At 65.2% G+C, this 16,902-nt stretch carries 13 protein-coding genes and 1 tRNA gene; all 14 read right to left on the bottom strand.

From position 1 onward, the window contains the following. Positions 1-114 (bottom strand): GTP-binding protein (locus J7357_RS21245; protein WP_209249507.1); only part of this gene is annotated, 114 nt, incomplete at its 3' end. Positions 115-204: 90 nt separating this feature from the next. Next, positions 205-2,295, bottom strand: coding sequence for an elongation factor G (gene fusA, locus J7357_RS21240; protein WP_209249504.1), 2,091 nt, complete (start codon positions 2,293-2,295; stop codon positions 205-207). Between the two features lie 140 nt (positions 2,296-2,435). Then, positions 2,436-2,903 (bottom strand): 30S ribosomal protein S7, encoded by a 468-nt coding sequence (rpsG, locus tag J7357_RS21235; protein ID WP_048490049.1) that lies wholly within the window; start codon positions 2,901-2,903, stop codon positions 2,436-2,438. A gap of 11 nt (positions 2,904-2,914) precedes the next feature. Next, positions 2,915-3,292 carry a 30S ribosomal protein S12 gene (rpsL, locus tag J7357_RS21230; protein ID WP_160967003.1) on the bottom strand — a complete coding sequence of 126 codons (378 nt, stop codon included), beginning with the start codon at positions 3,290-3,292 and terminating at the stop codon, positions 2,915-2,917. A 228-nt stretch (positions 3,293-3,520) separates the two neighbouring features. Then, complete coding sequence (gene rpoC, locus J7357_RS21225) at positions 3,521-7,738, bottom strand: DNA-directed RNA polymerase subunit beta' (RefSeq protein WP_209231209.1); 4,218 nt, start codon at positions 7,736-7,738, stop codon at positions 3,521-3,523. A gap of 130 nt (positions 7,739-7,868) precedes the next feature. Next, the gene (rpoB, locus tag J7357_RS21220) at positions 7,869-12,020 is read right to left on the bottom strand and encodes a DNA-directed RNA polymerase subunit beta (RefSeq protein WP_209249501.1); all 4,152 of its coding nucleotides are present in this window, start codon (positions 12,018-12,020) and stop codon (positions 7,869-7,871) included. Between the two features lie 303 nt (positions 12,021-12,323). Next, a complete protein-coding gene (gene rplL, locus J7357_RS21215) occupies positions 12,324-12,692 on the bottom strand; it encodes a 50S ribosomal protein L7/L12 (RefSeq protein WP_010341338.1) in 369 nt (122 codons plus the stop codon). Between the two features lie 63 nt (positions 12,693-12,755). After that, complete coding sequence (gene rplJ / locus J7357_RS21210) at positions 12,756-13,298, bottom strand: 50S ribosomal protein L10 (protein ID WP_010341340.1); 543 nt, start codon at positions 13,296-13,298, stop codon at positions 12,756-12,758. Positions 13,299-13,779: 481 nt separating this feature from the next. Further along, positions 13,780-14,478, bottom strand: a complete 699-nt coding sequence (rplA, locus tag J7357_RS21205; RefSeq protein ID WP_010341341.1) for a 50S ribosomal protein L1 — start codon at positions 14,476-14,478, stop codon at positions 13,780-13,782. Positions 14,479-14,481: 3 nt separating this feature from the next. Then, positions 14,482-14,910 (bottom strand): 50S ribosomal protein L11, encoded by a 429-nt coding sequence (gene rplK / locus J7357_RS21200; protein WP_010341342.1) that lies wholly within the window; start codon positions 14,908-14,910, stop codon positions 14,482-14,484. 200 nt (positions 14,911-15,110) lie between these two features. Beyond that, a complete protein-coding gene (gene nusG / locus J7357_RS21195) occupies positions 15,111-15,668 on the bottom strand; it encodes a transcription termination/antitermination protein NusG (RefSeq protein ID WP_048490043.1) in 558 nt (185 codons plus the stop codon). A gap of 13 nt (positions 15,669-15,681) precedes the next feature. Beyond that, the gene (secE, locus tag J7357_RS21190; RefSeq protein ID WP_010341346.1) at positions 15,682-16,095 is read right to left on the bottom strand and encodes a preprotein translocase subunit SecE; all 414 of its coding nucleotides are present in this window, start codon (positions 16,093-16,095) and stop codon (positions 15,682-15,684) included. Between the two features lie 50 nt (positions 16,096-16,145). Then, positions 16,146-16,221, bottom strand: a tRNA-Trp gene (locus tag J7357_RS21185). Positions 16,222-16,386: 165 nt separating this feature from the next. Then, a partial coding sequence (locus J7357_RS21180) for an EF-Tu/IF-2/RF-3 family GTPase (RefSeq protein ID WP_209248499.1) occupies positions 16,387-16,902 on the bottom strand: 516 nt, incomplete at its 5' end.

Here is a 16,902-nt window from a genome sequence, read left to right as displayed (position 1 = left end):
CTCTGCGCCGATCTTGGTCAGCGCCGCGGTCAGCGTGGTCTTGCCGTGGTCGACGTGACCGATGGTGCCGACGTTGACGTGCGGCTTGGTGCGCTCGAACTTACCCTTTGCCATGTCTTCTCTACCTCGTGATTCGTATTGGGGGAACAGAGAGCGGGATGCGGCGCGGACCTGGTCCGCCGCACGCATCCCGTCGCTCTAGTCTCAGCTCTTCTTGATGACCGCTTCGGCGATGTTGGCCGGCGCTTCAGCGTAGTGGTCGAACTCCATCGAGAACGTGGCGCGACCCTGCGACATCGAGCGCAGCGTGGTGGCGTAGCCGAACATTTCGCCCAGCGGCACCATCGCGTTGATCACCTTGCCGGACGGGCTGTCGTCCTGGCCCTGCAGGATGCCGCGACGACGGCTGACGTCGCCCATCACATCGCCCAGGTAGTCTTCCGGGGTCACCACCTCGACCTTCATGATCGGCTCCAGCAGCACCGGGTTGGCCTTGTTGAAGCCTTCCTTGAAGCCCATCGAGCCGGCGATCTTGAACGCCATTTCCGAGGAGTCGACGTCATGGTACGAACCGTCGATCAGGCGCACCTTGACGTCCACGATCGGGTAGCCGGCCATCACGCCGTTGGCCACCGCTTCCTGGATGCCCTTGTCCACCGCCGGGATGTATTCCTTCGGCACCACGCCGCCGACGATCGCGTTCTCGAAGGTGTAGCCCAGGCCACGCTCCTGCGGCTCGATCTCGAGCACGACATGACCGTACTGGCCCTTACCGCCGGACTGACGCACGAACTTGCCTTCCTGCTTGACCGCCTTGCGGATGGTCTCGCGGTAGGCCACCTGCGGCTTGCCGACGTTGGCTTCGACGTTGAACTCGCGCTTCATGCGGTCGACCATGATTTCCAGGTGCAACTCGCCCATGCCGCGGATGATGGTCTGGCCGGATTCCTCGTCGGTGTTGACGCGGAACGAGGGATCTTCCTGCGCCAGACGGCTCAGCGCGATGCCCATCTTTTCCTGGTCCGACTTGGTCTTCGGCTCGACCGCCATCGAGATCACCGGCTCCGGGAACACCATGCGCTCCAGGATGATGATGTTGTCCTGCGCGCACAGCGTGTCGCCGGTGGTGACGTCCTTCAGGCCCACCGCCGCGGCGATGTCGCCCGCGCGCACTTCCTTGATCTCTTCGCGGTTGTTGGAGTGCATCTGCAGGATGCGACCCACGCGCTCCTTCTTCGACTTGACCGGGTTGTACACCTGGTCGCCGGAGTTCAGCGTGCCGGAGTAGACGCGGAAGAAGGTCAGCGAGCCGACGAACGGGTCGGTCATGATCTTGAACGCCAGCGCCGAGAACGGCGCGGTGTCGGTAGCCGGACGGCTGTCTTCCTTGTCGTCCTCGTCGATGCCCTTGACCGGCGGACGATCGCTGGGCGACGGCAGCAGCTGGATCACGCCGTCGAGCATCGCCTGCACGCCCTTGTTCTTGAACGCGGTACCGCAGTACACCGGCACCACTTCCACCTTCAGGGTGCGCTCGCGCAGGCCATTGATGATCTCGGCCTCGGACAGGTCGCCCTCGTTGAGGTACTTGTCCATCAGGTCTTCGTTGGCTTCGGCCGCGGCCTCGACCATGAACGCACGCGCCTCGGTGGCCTTGTCGGCCAGGTGCGCGGGGATCTCGCGGTACTCGAACACGGTGCCCTGGGAAGCGGTATCCCAATGGACCGCCTTCATCTTGATCAGGTCGACCACGCCTTCGAAGCCGTCTTCGGCGCCGATCGGCACCTGCATCGGCACCGGGTAGGCACCCAGGCGCGACTTCAGCTGCTCGACCACCTTGTCGAAGTTGGCACCGGTGCGGTCCATCTTGTTGACGAAGGCAAGGCGCGGCACCGCGTACTTGTTGGCCTGGCGCCACACGGTCTCGGACTGCGGCTGTACGCCACCGACCGCACACAGCACGAACACCGCGCCATCGAGCACGCGCAGCGAGCGCTCGACTTCGATGGTGAAGTCGACGTGCCCGGGGGTATCGATGATGTTGAAGCGGTGCTGCGGCAGCGACTTGTCCATGCCGCTCCAGAACGCCGTGGTGGCCGCGGAGGTGATGGTGATGCCACGCTCCTGCTCCTGCTCCATCCAGTCCATCGTCGCGGCACCGTCATGCACCTCGCCGATCTTGTGGCTGACGCCGGTGTAGAACAGGATGCGCTCGGAGGTGGTGGTCTTGCCGGCATCGATGTGAGCCATGATGCCGAAGTTGCGGTAACGCTCGATGGGAGTGGTACGGGCCACAGGGAGCCTCTCAAATTTCTTGGATTTCGGATGGCCGAACGCCGCCTTGCGGCGGCCTTCGGATTTGTGCCGCGCGCGACGGCGCAGCTAGCAGCACTTCTAGATAGTGCTGACGGGCCCCGTTTCCAAGGCCCGGAAGGTCACCAGCGGTAGTGCGCGAACGCCTTGTTCGCTTCCGCCATGCGGTGAGTCTCTTCGCGCTTCTTGATGGCGCCACCACGGTTTTCCGAGGCGTCGACCAGCTCGGCCGCGAGCTTGCGCGGCATCGAGTTCTCGCCGCGCTTGCGCGCCGAGTCGATCAGCCAGCGCATCGCCAGCGCCATGCGACGGGAGGAACGCACCTCGACCGGCACCTGGTAGGTGGCACCGCCGACGCGACGCGACTTGACTTCGACCGCCGGAGCGACGTTGTCCAGCGCCTTCTGCACCAGCTCGACCGCGTTGGGGTTCTTTTCGCCGATGACGTCCATCGCGCCGTAGACGATCTTTTCGGCGACCGACTTCTTGCCGCTCAGCATCACCATGTTGATGAAGCGGGCGATGGTCTCGCTCCCGTGCTTGGGATCCGGGAGGACGGCGCGCTGCGGCGTATTACCTTTACGTGACATGTGTGCTTCCCTTAGCTCTTCTTCGGACGCTTGGCGCCGTACTTGGAACGACCCTGGCGACGCTTGGCGACGCCAGCGGCATCGAGCGAACCGCGCACGGTGTGGTAGCGCACGCCCGGCAGATCCTTGACGCGACCGCCGCGGATCAGGACCACGGAGTGCTCCTGCAGGTTGTGGCCTTCGCCGCCGATGTAGCTGATGACCTCTTCCTGGTTGGTCAGGCGCACCTTGGCGACCTTACGCAGGGCCGAGTTCGGCTTCTTCGGGGTGGTGGTGTACACGCGCGTGCAGACGCCACGGCGCTGCGGGCACTTGTCCAGCGCCGGAGAGGCGCTCTTGTAGGTGGTCGCCTGCCGCGGCTTGCGGACCAGCTGGTTGATCGTCGCCATCAGTGGATTCTTCTGATTGAGGCCATCGGGCCTGGATGCGTGAAAACGAAGGCAGGCCGAAGGACGGCCTGCCGAGACAGGAAAGTATAGCGGGCAAGTCAAAGCGCCGTCAACAGAACGGAATTTTTACTTGCTGGCCCATCCGGGGCCGGAATACGGGGCGCTTCCGCTGCGCCCCCTTTCGCGTGGTAGACCGGCCCCGCGGACGGGACCGGTCCGGCGTGTTGCTTACTCTTCGCTGCCGGCAGCCGCCGGGGCGGAGGTCTCGACCGCCGGCTCGGCGCTGCCGCCGGACAGGGTCTGCATCTCCGACTCGGTCAGGCCGCTGGCGTTGCGGCGGCGCGTGTTGTGGTACGCCAGGCCGGTACCGGCCGGGATCAGACGACCCACGATCACGTTTTCCTTCAGGCCGCGCAGCGTATCGCTGGTGCCACGGACCGCCGCCTCGGTGAGGACGCGGGTGGTCTCCTGGAACGACGCGGCCGAGATGAACGACTCGGTCGCCAGCGAGGCCTTGGTGATGCCCAGCAGCACCGGCTCGTACTTGGCCGGCAGTTCGTTGCGGGTCACCAGGCGGGCATTCTCCTCGATGACGCGCTGGCGCTCGGCCTGCTCGCCGTTGAGGAACTTGCTGTTGCCCTGGTCGGTGATCTCGACCTTGCGCAGCATCTGCCGGGTGATGACCTCGATGTGCTTGTCGTTGATCTTCACGCCCTGCAGGCGGTACACGTCCTGGATTTCCTTGACCAGGTACGCGGCCAGCGGCTCGACGCCCAGCAGACGCAGGATGTCCTGCGGGCTCGGCTCGCCGTCCACCACGGTTTCGCCCTTGGCCACGTGCTCGCCTTCGAACACGATGATCTGGCGGTACTTCGGGATCAGCTCTTCGTGCTCCGACCCGTCGGTGTCCTTGATGATCAGGCGCTGCTTGCCCTTGGTGTCCTTGCCGAAGCTGATGATGCCCGAACGCTCGGCCAGGATCGCCGGATCCTTCGGCTTGCGCGCTTCGAACAGGTCGGCCACGCGCGGCAGACCACCGGTGATGTCGCGGGTCTTGGACGCTTCCTGCGGGATCTTGGCGACCACGTCGCCCACGCCGACCGGCGCGCCGTCCTGCAGGTTGACGATCGAGCGCGGCGGCAGCAGGTACTGCGCCGGCAGATCGGTGCCCGGGATGGTCAGGTCGTTGCCCTTGGCGTCGACGATGCGCACGATCGGGCGCAGGTCCTTGGCCTGGGTGCCGCGACGCTTCGGATCGGTGATCTCGCGCGAGGCCAGGCCGGTCAGTTCGTCGGTCTTCTCGATGACGGTGACGCCGTCGATGAAGTCGATGAAGCGGATGAAACCGGCCACTTCCGACACGATCGGGTGGTTGTGCGGATCCCAGTTCGCCACCGACTGGCCGGCCTTGACCGCGTCACCGTCCTTGGCGGTGATGGTGGCGCCGTACGGCAGCTTGTAGCGCTCGCGCTCGCGGCCGTGGCCGTCGAGCACCGACAGTTCGCCCGAACGCGACACCGCCACCAGCGAGCCGTTGGCGTGCTCGACCGACTTGAGGTTGTTGAACTTGATCGAACCGGTGGTCTTGACCGTGATGTTGTCCACCGCCGCCGCACGCGAGGCCGCGCCGCCGATGTGGAAGGTACGCATGGTCAGCTGGGTACCCGGCTCGCCGATCGACTGCGCGGCGATGACGCCGACCGCTTCGCCGATGTTGACCAGGTGGCCACGGGCCAGGTCGCGGCCGTAGCAGCGCGCGCACACGCCGAACGCCGATTCGCAGGTGATGGTCGAGCGGACCTTGACCGACTGCACGCCGGCTTCTTCCAGCTTGGCCACCCACTGCTCGTCGAGCAGGGTGTTGCGGGTGACGATCGGATCCTCGTCGTTGCCCGGCAGGAACACGTCCTCGGCCACCACACGGCCGAGCACACGATCGCGCAGCGGCTCGACCACGTCGCCGCCTTCCACGATCGGGGTCATGGTCAGGCCGTCGGTGGTGCCGCAATCGGGCTCGGTGATCACCACGTCCTGCGCCACGTCGACCAGGCGACGGGTCAGGTAACCGGAGTTGGCGGTCTTCAGCGCGGTATCGGCCAGACCCTTACGGGCACCGTGGGTTGAGTTGAAGTACTCCTGCACGTTCAGGCCTTCGCGGAAGTTCGCCTTGATCGGCGTCTCGATGATCGAGCCGTCCGGGCGGGCCATCAGGCCGCGCATGCCGGCCAGCTGACGGATCTGCGCCTGCGAACCACGCGCGCCGGAGTCGGCCATGATGTACAGGGAGTTCATCGACTTCTGGTCGATGGTCTCGCCCTTGGCGTTGACCACCTTCTCGGTGCCGATGGTGTCCATCATCGCCTTGGCGATGCGCTCGTTGGTGCGCGACCAGATGTCCACGACCTTGTTGTAGCGCTCGCCGGCGGTGACCAGACCGGACTGATACTGCTCCTGGATCTCCAGCACTTCCTGCTCGGCTTCGCCGAGGATGCCCTTCTTCTCCGACGGGATCAGCATGTCGTCGATGCCGATCGACACGCCGGCGCGGGTCGCATAGGCGAAGCCGGTGTACATCAGCTTGTCGGCGAACACGACGCTGTCCTTCAGACCCAGCTGGCGGTAGCTGGAGTTGATCAGGCGGCTGATGTTCTTCTTGGTCAGCTCGGTGTTGGCCAGCGCGAACGGCAGGCCTTCCGGCAGGATCTCGGCCAGCAGCGCGCGCCCGATCGTGGTGTCCACGATCGAGGTCTTCTTGCTGCGGTTGCCTTCTTCGTCGATCACCGTCTCGGTGATGCGGACCTTGACCTTGGCGTGCAGTTCGACCGCACGGTTGTCGTAGGCGCGCTTCACTTCGGCGATGTTGGCGAACACCATGCCCTCGCCCTTCTTGTTCTCCAGGGCGCGGCTCATGTAGTACAGGCCCAGCACCACGTCCTGCGACGGCACGATGATCGGCTCGCCGTTGGCCGGCGACAGGATGTTGTTGGTGGACATCATCAGCGCGCGCGCTTCCAGCTGCGCTTCCAGCGACAGCGGCACGTGCACGGCCATCTGGTCACCGTCGAAGTCGGCGTTGAACGCGGTGCAGACCAGCGGGTGCAGCTGGATCGCCTTGCCTTCGATCAGCACCGGCTCGAACGCCTGGATGCCCAGGCGGTGCAGGGTCGGCGCACGGTTCAGCAGCACCGGGTGCTCGCGGATCACCTCTTCCAGGATGTCCCAGACTTCGGCTTCTTCGCGCTCGACCAGCTTCTTGGCGGCCTTGATGGTGGTGGCCAGGCCGCGACGCTGCAGCTTGGCGAACACGAACGGCTTGAACAGCTCCAGCGCCATCTTCTTCGGCAGGCCGCACTCGTGCAGACGCAGGGTCGGGCCGACCACGATCACCGAACGGCCGGAGTAGTCCACGCGCTTGCCGAGCAGGTTCTGGCGGAACCGGCCCTGCTTGCCCTTGATCATGTCGGCCAGCGACTTCAGCGGGCGCTTGTTGGTGCCGGTGATGGCACGGCCGCGGCGGCCGTTGTCCAGCAGCGCATCGACCGATTCCTGCAGCATGCGCTTTTCGTTGCGCACGATGATGTCCGGCGCGTTCAGCTCGAGCAGGCGGCGCAGGCGGTTGTTGCGGTTGATGACGCGGCGGTACAGGTCGTTCAGATCGGAGGTCGCGAAGCGGCCGCCGTCCAGCGGCACCAGCGGACGCAGATCCGGCGGCAGCACCGGCAGCACGGTCATCACCATCCACTCCGGACGGTTGCCGGACTCGATGAAGGCCTCGATCAGCTTGATGCGCTTGGTCAGGCGCTTGAGCTTGGTTTCCGAACCGGTGCTGGCGATCTCTTCGCGCAGGCGGGTCATCTCCGACTGCAGGTCGATGGTGCGCAGCAGTTCGTACACGGCCTCGGCGCCCATGGCGGCGTCGAAGTCGTCGCCGTGCTCCTGGCGCGCGGTCAGGTACTGCTCTTCGGTCAGCAGCTGGCGGCGCTCAAGCGCGGTCAGGCCCGGCTCGGTCACCACGTAGGCTTCGAAGTACAGCACGCGCTCGATGTCGCGCAGGGTCATGTCCAGCATCAGGCCGATGCGCGACGGCAGCGACTTCAGGAACCAGATGTGCGCGACCGGCGAGGCCAGGTCGATGTGACCCATGCGCTCGCGACGCACCTTGGCCAGGGTCACTTCGGTGCCGCACTTCTCGCAGACCACGCCGCGGTGCTTCATGCGCTTGTACTTGCCGCACAGGCACTCGTAGTCCTTGATCGGGCCGAAGATGGCGGCGCAGAACAGGCCGTCGCGCTCGGGCTTGAAGGTGCGGTAGTTGATGGTTTCCGGCTTCTTCACTTCGCCGAAGGACCACGAACGGATCAGGTCCGGCGAGGCCAGCGCGATCTTGATCGCGTCGAAGTCCAGCGTCTGGCGCTGCTGGTTGAAGAGGTTGAGCAGGTCTTTCATTTGATTTCTCCGGGAATCGGGAATAGCGAATAGGGAATCGTTGGAAGCGGAGAGGCGGGACAGGAAACGCCAGCGGCCTGTGGGCAAACGCCCGGGCGGTTTCCTAGTCCCGACTCCTCATTCCCTGCCCTCAGTCTTCCAGTTCCATGTTGATCGCCAGCGAGCGGATTTCCTTCACCAGCACGTTGAAGGACTCCGGCATGCCGGCGACCATCTCGTGCTCGCCGTCGACGATGTTCTTGTACATCTGGTTGCGGCCCTGCACGTCGTCGGACTTCACCGTCAGCATTTCCTGCAGGGTGTAGGCCGCGCCGTAGGCTTCCAGCGCCCAGACTTCCATTTCGCCGAAGCGCTGGCCGCCGAACTGCGCCTTGCCGCCCAGCGGCTGCTGGGTGACCAGCGAGTACGGGCCGGTGGAGCGCGCGTGCATCTTGTCGTCGACCAGGTGGTTCAGCTTCAGCATGTGCATGTAGCCGACCGTGGTGTGGCGATCGAACGCCTCGCCGGTGCGGCCGTCGTACAGCTGGGTCTGGCCGCTGATCGGCAGGTCGGCGAGTTCGAGCATGTGCTTGATCTCGGCCTCGGTCGCACCGTCGAACACCGGGGTGGCCATCGGCACGCCGTCGGTCAGGTTCTTCGACAACGCCAGCAGCTCCGCGTCGCTGAACTGGTCCAGATCCACGCGGTCCTCGCCCAGCTTCTGGTCGTGGTTGTAGATCTGCGCCAGGAACTTGCGCAGGTCGGCAACCTTGGCCTGGGCCTCGAGCATGTTCTGGATCTTGCGACCCAGGCCCTTGGCGGCCCAGCCCAGGTGCACTTCCAGCACCTGACCGATGTTCATACGCGACGGCACGCCCAGCGGGTTCAGCACGATGTCCACGGTCTCGCCGTTGGCCATGTACGGCATGTCCTCGATCGGCTGGATCATCGACACGACACCCTTGTTGCCGTGGCGACCGGCCATCTTGTCGCCGGGCTGGATGCGGCGCTTCACCGCCAGGAACACCTTGACCATCTTCAGCACGCCCGGGGCGAGGTCGTCGCCGGCGGTGATCTTGCCGCGCTTGTCGGCGAAGCGACGCTCGAACTCCTTCTCGTGCGCCTGGATCTGCTTCTGCGCGCGCTCGATCGCCTCGGAGGCGTCCTCGTCCTTCATGCGCAGCGCGAACCAGTCGGACTTCTTCAGGCCGTCCAGGTAGGCGTCGCTGACGGTGTCGCCCTTCTTCAGGTTCGGGCCGCCATTGGCGACCTTGCCGATCAGCTGGCCACGCAGACGCGCATAGATCGCGCTTTCGAGGATGCGGAACTGGTCGTCGAAGTCCTTCTTGACCCGCTTGATCTCGTTTTCCTCGATCTGGCGGGCGCGCTTGTCCTTCTCGATGCCGTCGCGGGTGAACACCTGCACGTCGATGACGGTGCCGTCCATGCCCGGCGGCACGCGCAGCGAGCTGTCCTTCACGTCCGAGGCCTTCTCGCCGAAGATCGCGCGCAGCAGCTTCTCTTCCGGGGTCAGCTGGCTCTCGCCCTTCGGCGTGACCTTGCCGACCATGATGTCGCCGGCGCGCACTTCCGCACCGATGTACACCACGCCGCTCTCGTCCAGACGGTTCAGCGCCTGCTCGGACACGTTGGGGATGTCGGCGGAGATTTCCTCCGGCCCCAGCTTGGTGTCGCGCGCCACGCAGGTCAGCTCTTCGATGTGGATCGTGGTGTAGCGATCCTCTTCCACCACGCGCTCGGAGAGCAGGATGGAGTCTTCGAAGTTGTAGCCGTTCCACGGCATGAACGCGATCAGCATGTTCTGGCCCAGGGCCAGTTCGCCGATGTCGGTCGAGGGGCCGTCGGCCAGCACGTCGCCACGCGCGATCACGTCGCCCACGTTCACCAGCGGACGCTGGTTGATGCAGGTGTTCTGGTTGGAGCGGGTGTACTTGATCAGGTTGTAGATGTCGACGCCGGCGTCGGTGCCGCCGCCGATCTCGGCCTCGTTGACCTTGACCACGATGCGGCCGGCGTCGATCTGCTCGATCACGCCGCCACGACGCGCGTTCACGGTCACGCCCGAGTCGCGCGCCACGGCGCGCTCGATGCCGGTGCCGACCAGCGGCTTCTGCGCACGCAGCGTCGGCACGGCCTGGCGCTGCATGTTCGCGCCCATCAGCGCGCGGTTGGCGTCGTCGTGCTCCAGGAACGGCACCAGCGCGGCCGCGATCGACACGGTCTGCATCGGCGACACGTCCATGAAGTGCACTTCCGCCGGCGGCTTCAGCAGCGACTCGCCCTGGTAGCGGCACGGCACGAACTGCTCGGTCAGGCGGCTCTTGGCGTCGTGCAGCGCGTTGGCCTGCGCGATGACGTACTCGTTTTCTTCGATCGCCGACAGGTATTCGACCTCGTCGGTGATCTGGCCGTCCACGACCTTACGGTACGGCGTCTCGAGGAAGCCGTACTGGTTGGTGCGGGCGTACACCGCCAGCGAGTTGATCAGGCCGATGTTCGGGCCTTCCGGCGTTTCGATGGTGCAGACGCGGCCGTAGTGGGTCGGATGCACGTCGCGCACTTCGAAGCCGGCGCGCTCGCGGGTCAGGCCGCCCGGGCCCAGCGCGGAGACGCGACGCTTGTGCGTCACTTCCGACAGCGGGTTGTTCTGGTCCATGAACTGCGACAGCTGCGAGGAGCCGAAGAACTCCTTGATCGCGGCGGCCACCGGCTTGGCGTTGATCAGCTCCTGCGGGGTCAGGCCTTCGGACTCGGCCATCGACAGGCGCTCCTTGACCGCGCGCTCGACGCGGACCAGGCCCACGCGGAACACGTTCTCGGCCATTTCGCCGACCGAACGCACGCGACGGTTGCCCAGGTGGTCGATGTCGTCGACCACGCCGCGGCCGTTGCGGATCTCGGTCAGGACCTTGATCACGTCGAGGATGTCGGAGCTGTCGGCGTGCTCGGCGACCAGGCGCTTGGACTCCTCGTCGTTGCGCTCGCCGAAGTACTTCTTGTCGTAAAGGACCGACTCGCCGGTGACTTCCTTGCGGCCGACACGGCGGTTGAACTTCATGCGGCCGACCGTGGACAGGTCGTAGCGCTCGAAGGTGAAGAACAGGTTGTGGAACAGGTTCTGCGCGGCATCCTTGGTCGGCGGCTCGCCCGGACGCATCATGCGGTAGATCTCGACCAGCGCCTCGAGCTGGGTCTTGGTCGGATCGATGCGCAGGGTGTTGGACAGGTACGGACCACGATCCAGGTCGTTGACCCACAGCGTGCCCACGGCGTCGACGCCGGCCTTGCGGAACGCGGTCAGCTGATCTTCGCTGATCTCGTCGTTGGCGCTGGCCAGCAGTTCGCCGGTCGCCGCATCGACCACGTCGTGCGACAGGATGCGGCCGACCAGGTACTCGTCGGGCACGGCCAGCGCGGCGATGCCGGAGGCCTCGAGTTGCTTGACGTGGCGCGCGGTGATGCGCTTGCCGGCTTCGACGATGACCTTGTCGCCGTCGGCCAGGTCGAAGTTCAGGGTCTCGCCGCGCAGGCGCTCGGGCACCAGCTCCAGCTGCACGCCTTCCTTCGGGTCGATGTGGAAGGTGTTGATCTCGAAGAACTCGGACAGCATCTCCTCGTTCGAGTAGCCGAGCGCGCGCAGCAGGATCGACACCGGCAGCTTGCGGCGGCGGTCGATACGGGTGAACAGCGCGTCCTTCGGGTCGAACTCGAAGTCCAGCCAGGAGCCGCGGTACGGGATGATGCGGGCGCTGTACAGCAGCTTGCCCGAGCTGTGGGTCTTGCCGCGGTCGTGGTCGAAGAACACGCCGGGCGAACGGTGCAGCTGCGAGACGATGACGCGCTCGGTACCGTTGACGATGAAGGTGCCGTTGTCGGTCATCAGCGGGATTTCGCCGAGGTAGACCTCCTGCTCCTTGACGTACTTGATCGCCTTGGTCGAGGACTCGCGGTCGTAGATCACCAGGCGCACGGTCACGCGCAGCGGCGCGCCGTAGCTCATGCCGCGCTGGCGGCATTCACGCTCGTCGAACACCGGTTCGCCGAGCTTGTAGCCGACGTACTCCAGCGCCGCGTTGCCGCTGTAGCTGGAGATCGGGAACACCGATTTCAGGGCCGCGTGCAGGCCGTGGTCCGAACGCTTGTTCGGGTCGGTGTTCTCCTGCAGGAACTCGCGGTAGGAATCCACCTGGATGGCGAGCAGGAACGGCACTTCGAGGATCGAGCGCTGCTTGCCGAAGTCCTTGCGGATACGCTTCTTTTCGGTGAACGAATAAGACGTCATGAGGTATCACCTTGGCTGATGCGGGCCACGCGTCCGCGGCCCTGAGTGAACATAAATTGTCAGTTGGAAGTCGCTGGTATTGCCGGCACCAGCACGCCTTCTCCCGCTACTTCCAACTACCAACTCGGTGGTGAAGCGGTGAATGGGGAATGGAGACAGGGGAATCGTGGAGCGCACGTAGCGTGGCTGTTCCGACTCTCCATTCCCTGTTCCCGGTTCCCGCCTGAAACGGCCAAAGGCCGGGGGCTTTCGCCCCCAGCCTTCAGTGCATCGCCTTGAACGGCTGGCGATGCAAGGGACTGCTTACTTGACTTCGACCTTCGCGCCAGCGGCTTCCAGGTCCTTCTTGAACTTGTCGGCGTCTTCCTTCGACACGGCTTCCTTCAGGACGCCGCCGGCCTCGGTGAGGTCCTTGGCTTCCTTCAGGCCCAGGCCGGTGATGGCGCGGACGGCCTTGATGACGTCGACCTTCTTGGCGCCGGCGTCGATCAGGATGACGTTGAACTCGGTCTGCTCTTCGACCGGCGCGGCGGCCACGGCCGGGCCGGCAGCGGCGACCGGAGCGGCGGCGGAGACGCCGAACTTGTCTTCGATGGCCTTGACCAGCTCCATCACTTCCATGAGGGTCTTTTCGGCGATTGCGTCGACGATCTGCTCGTTAGACAGGGACATTGTAATTACCTTTGGAATTTTTTCTGGATGAGGTTCTAGTGAACCGTTTCAGGTGTCGCGAACTTAAGCCGTTTCGGCCGGGGCTTCCGCTTCGGCGTCGGCAGGCGCGGCGTCGCCGCCACCCTGCTTGTCGCCCACGGCCTTGACCGCACGGGCGAACATGCTCGCCGGCTCGGCCAGCACGCGTGCCAGCATGGCCAGCGCCTGCTCGCGGGTCGGCAGCGACGCCAACACCTCGAGATGAGCGGCCGGATACAGCTGACCACCCAGCGACACGACCTTGGCCTGCAGCTTGTCGTTACCCTTGGCGAATTCCTTGATCAGACGACCGGCAGCGCCGGGTTCTTCCGTCGAGAACGCATACAGCAGCGGACCGACCAGCGCGTCCTGGACGCACTCGTATTCGGTACCGGCAACGGCACGCGCGGCCAGGGTGTTCTTGACAACACGCAAGTACACACCGGTTTCGCGCGCCTTCTTGCGCATCGCGGTCATTTGCGAGACCGTGATGCCGGCGTACTCGGCAGCAACCAAGGAGTGGGCCTTCGCGGCGACGTCGGCCAGTTCGGCGACGACTTCTTGCTTCTGGGACAGATTGAGAGCCATTGCACTCCTCCGTTAAAGCCGGGAGTTGAAATGCGCGACCTGGGATGCGTCAGGAGCGATACCGCCGCTCTTGCCAATCCCCAATCCCGAATCCCGAATCCCTGCTTCAAACTTACTCCGCTCGCGGCTCCTGCCGCTTGCGGTCCTGGGCGGCCTCCTTCCTGGATGCCGGGGATGCCGCATGGCATCCCAGTTGGTGGCCGTTCCAGACCTGGAGTGAGCGCGCCCGGAACACCGGGCTGGCCTGCACCAGAAAAACTCCAGAAAGGCGGCACCATCTACGCCGGCTGGCCCCGAGGGGCTGATTAAGCGATCCCGCTGTACCGACGGCGACTCCTTGCCGTGTCGAGCTTCCGTGCCCGTCGTCGGTGTGCGCAGACCGCGCCTGCGGTCTTTGACGGCTTCGCGTCGGGTTGCCCCGGGCGACGCCTTCAAAAGGGTGACACCGACGCCGCCCCTGACGGGCGGCGCCGTGTTGCGATTACTTCAGGGACAGCGACGCCTGATCGATGGTGACGCCCGGACCCATGGTCGAGCTCACCGAGATCTTCTGCAGGTAGGTGCCCTTCGAGGTCGCCGGCTTGGCCTTGACCAGGTCCAGCAGCAGCGCCTGCAGGTTGTTCTTCAGCGCTTCGTCTTCGAAGCTGGCCTTGCCGATGGTGCAGTGGATGATGCCGGCCTTGTCGGTGCGGTAGCGCACCTGACCCGACTTGGCGTTCTTCACCGCTTCGGCCGGGTTGGCGGACACGGTGCCGACCTTGGGGTTCGGCATCAGGCCGCGCGGGCCCAGCAGGGTGCCCAGCTTGCCGACGACGCGCATCGCGTCCGGGGTGGCGATGACCACGTCGTAGTTCAGGTCGCCGCCCTGCATCTTCTCGGCCAGGTCGTCCATGCCGACGGCGTCGGCACCGGCGGCCAGCGCCTCGTCAGCCTTGGCGCCAGCGGGGGCGAACACGGCCACGCGCACGCTCTTGCCGGTACCGGCCGGCAGCACGGTGGAACCGCGCACCTGCTGGTCGGACTTCTTGGCGTCCACGCCCAAACGCACGGCCACGTCGACGGCTTCGACGAACTTGGCCTTGCTGGTGGTCTTGACGATCTTCAGCGCTTCGTCGATCGAATACGCCTTGCCCGGCTGCACGGCAGCACGGATCGCTTTCTGTCGCTTGGTCTGTGCCATTGCTTAACCCTCCACCGTCAGGCCCATGCTGCGGGCGGAACCCGCAATCGTGCGTACCGCCGCTTCCAGCTCCGCCGCCGTCAGGTCGGCTTCCTTCGCCTTGGCGATCTCTTCGAGCTGCTTGCGGGTCACCTTGCCCACCTTCTCGGTGTTCGGGCGCTTGGAGCCGGAGCTGACGCCCGCGGCCTTCTTCAGCAGCACGCTGGCCGGGGTGCTCTTGGTGACGAAGGTGAAGGTACGGTCCGAGTAGGCCGTGATGATGACCGGAGTCGGCAGGCCCGGCTCCAGCTTCTGCGTGGCGGCGTTGAACGCCTTGCAGAATTCCATGATGTTCAGACCGCGCTGACCCAGCGCAGGCCCGACCGGCGGCGAGGGGTTGGCCTGACCGGCCTTCACCTGCAGCTTGATGTAACCGACGACTTTCTTTGCCATTTTAGTGTCTCCGGGTGCTAGCGCCTAAACCGCAGGCTCCCCATCGCGACGGGAAAATCACGTGTCCCGCCATCACGTTTTTGAAGTGCGCAGAAAGCCGCCTCGCGGCGGCTTCCGTTCTGCCCGGCGGCTTGCCTGGACAGGGAGCCGCGCAGTATAGCAGAGATTTTGGCGCCCGGCGCAGCCGCGCCGGCGCGGGCTCAGGCCTTCTCGACCTGGCCGAATTCCAGTTCCACCGGGGTGGAACGGCCGAAGATAAGCACCGCCACGCGCAGGCGGCTCTTCTCGTAGTTGACTTCCTCGACCACGCCGTTGAAGTCGTTGAACGGACCGTCGGTGACGCGGACCATCTGGCCCGGCTCGAACAGCACCTTCGGACGCGGCTTCTCCACGCCATCCTGAACGCGCTGCAGGATCGCATCGGCCTCTTCGTCGCGGATCGGCAGCGGACGGTCGGCGGTGCCGCCGATGAAGCCCATCACCTTCGGCGTTTCCTTGACCAGGTGCCAGCTTTCGTTGTCGATGCGCGGGATGCCGCCTTCGTCGTGGGTCTCGATCTGCACCAGCACGTAGCCCGGGAAGAACTTGCGCTCGGAACGGCGCTTCTGGCCGGAGCGCATCTCGATCACTTCCTCGGTGGGGACCAGCACGTCGCCGAAGCGCTCCTGCATCTCGTCACGCACAATACGGTCGCGCAGCGCTTGGGCCACGGACTTCTCGAAGCCTGAATAGGCGTGAACGACATACCAACGCTTCACTGCTGCACTCTCCTCAACGGCTCACGAACCACTGCATCAGCTTCTGGATCAGGAAATCGAACCCACCCAGCAGCAGACTCAGAATGATCACCACCACGATCACCACCCAGGTGGTGCGAATGGCTTCCTGACGGGTCGGCCACACCACCTTGCGCAGTTCGAAACGGGACTCGGACAGGAACTCGCGGCCTTCGCGCCCCTTGGCGGTCAGCAGGAACACCGCGGCACCGGCCACCAGGCCGATCACCACCGCCAGCGCACGCAGCGGCCCCGACCAGCTACCCAGCTGCGTCGCGCGACTCGGCTCGCCGAACCAGAACCAGACAAACAGGCCGGCAACCACCAGCAGCGCAGCGATGACGTACTTGACGATATCGCCGCCGGAAGATGCGGCGGGGCCTTTGGAATGCTCGATCTTGCTGTTCATCCGACTCTTGCTGCTATGCGACCGAGGTCACTGGATAGGGAGCGGCAGATTGGCACGCCAGGAGGGACTCGAACCCCCAACCTGCGGTTTTGGAGACCGCTGCTCTGCCAATTGAGCTACTGGCGTGTAGTAAGAACGACTGCACTTCCCTGAGACGGCGAAGGCGGACCGAAGGTTCCGGCCCGCCCTTCGCTGAACCCGGCGGCCGGAGCCGCCTGCACCTCGTCGGATTCCGGCGACCGAGGCCGCCGTCCTGCCGTCGAGCCTGGCGGCCGCAGCCGCCAGAGGGCATTACTTGATGATCTTGGCCACCACGCCGGCGCCGACGGTACGGCCGCCTTCGCGGATCGCGAAACGCAGGCCTTCGTCCATCGCCACCGGGTTGATCAGCGTCACCACCATCTTGACGTTGTCGCCCGGCATCACCATTTCCACGCCTTCCGGCAGCTGCACCGCACCGGTGATGTCGGTGGTGCGGAAGTAGAACTGCGGACGGTAGCCCTTGAAGAACGGGGTGTGACGGCCGCCCTCGTCCTTCGACAGCACGTACACTTCGGCTTCGAAGTCGGTGTGCGGCTTGATCGAACCCGGCTTGCACAGCACCTGGCCGCGCTCCACGTCGTCACGCTTGGTGCCGCGCAGCAGCAGGCCCGCGTTGTCGCCCGCCTGGCCCTGATCCAGCAGCTTGCGGAACATTTCCACGCCGGTCACGGTGGTCTTCTGCGTCGCACGGATGCCGACGATTTCGATTTCGTCGCCCACCTTGATGATGCCGCGCTCGATGCGACCGGTCACCACGGTGCCGCG

It is taken from the genome of Xanthomonas sp. D-109, assembly GCF_017746095.1.
Classification (GTDB): domain Bacteria; phylum Pseudomonadota; class Gammaproteobacteria; order Xanthomonadales; family Xanthomonadaceae; genus Xanthomonas_A; species Xanthomonas_A sacchari.
This window is presented reverse-complemented; position numbering and strand designations above follow the sequence as displayed.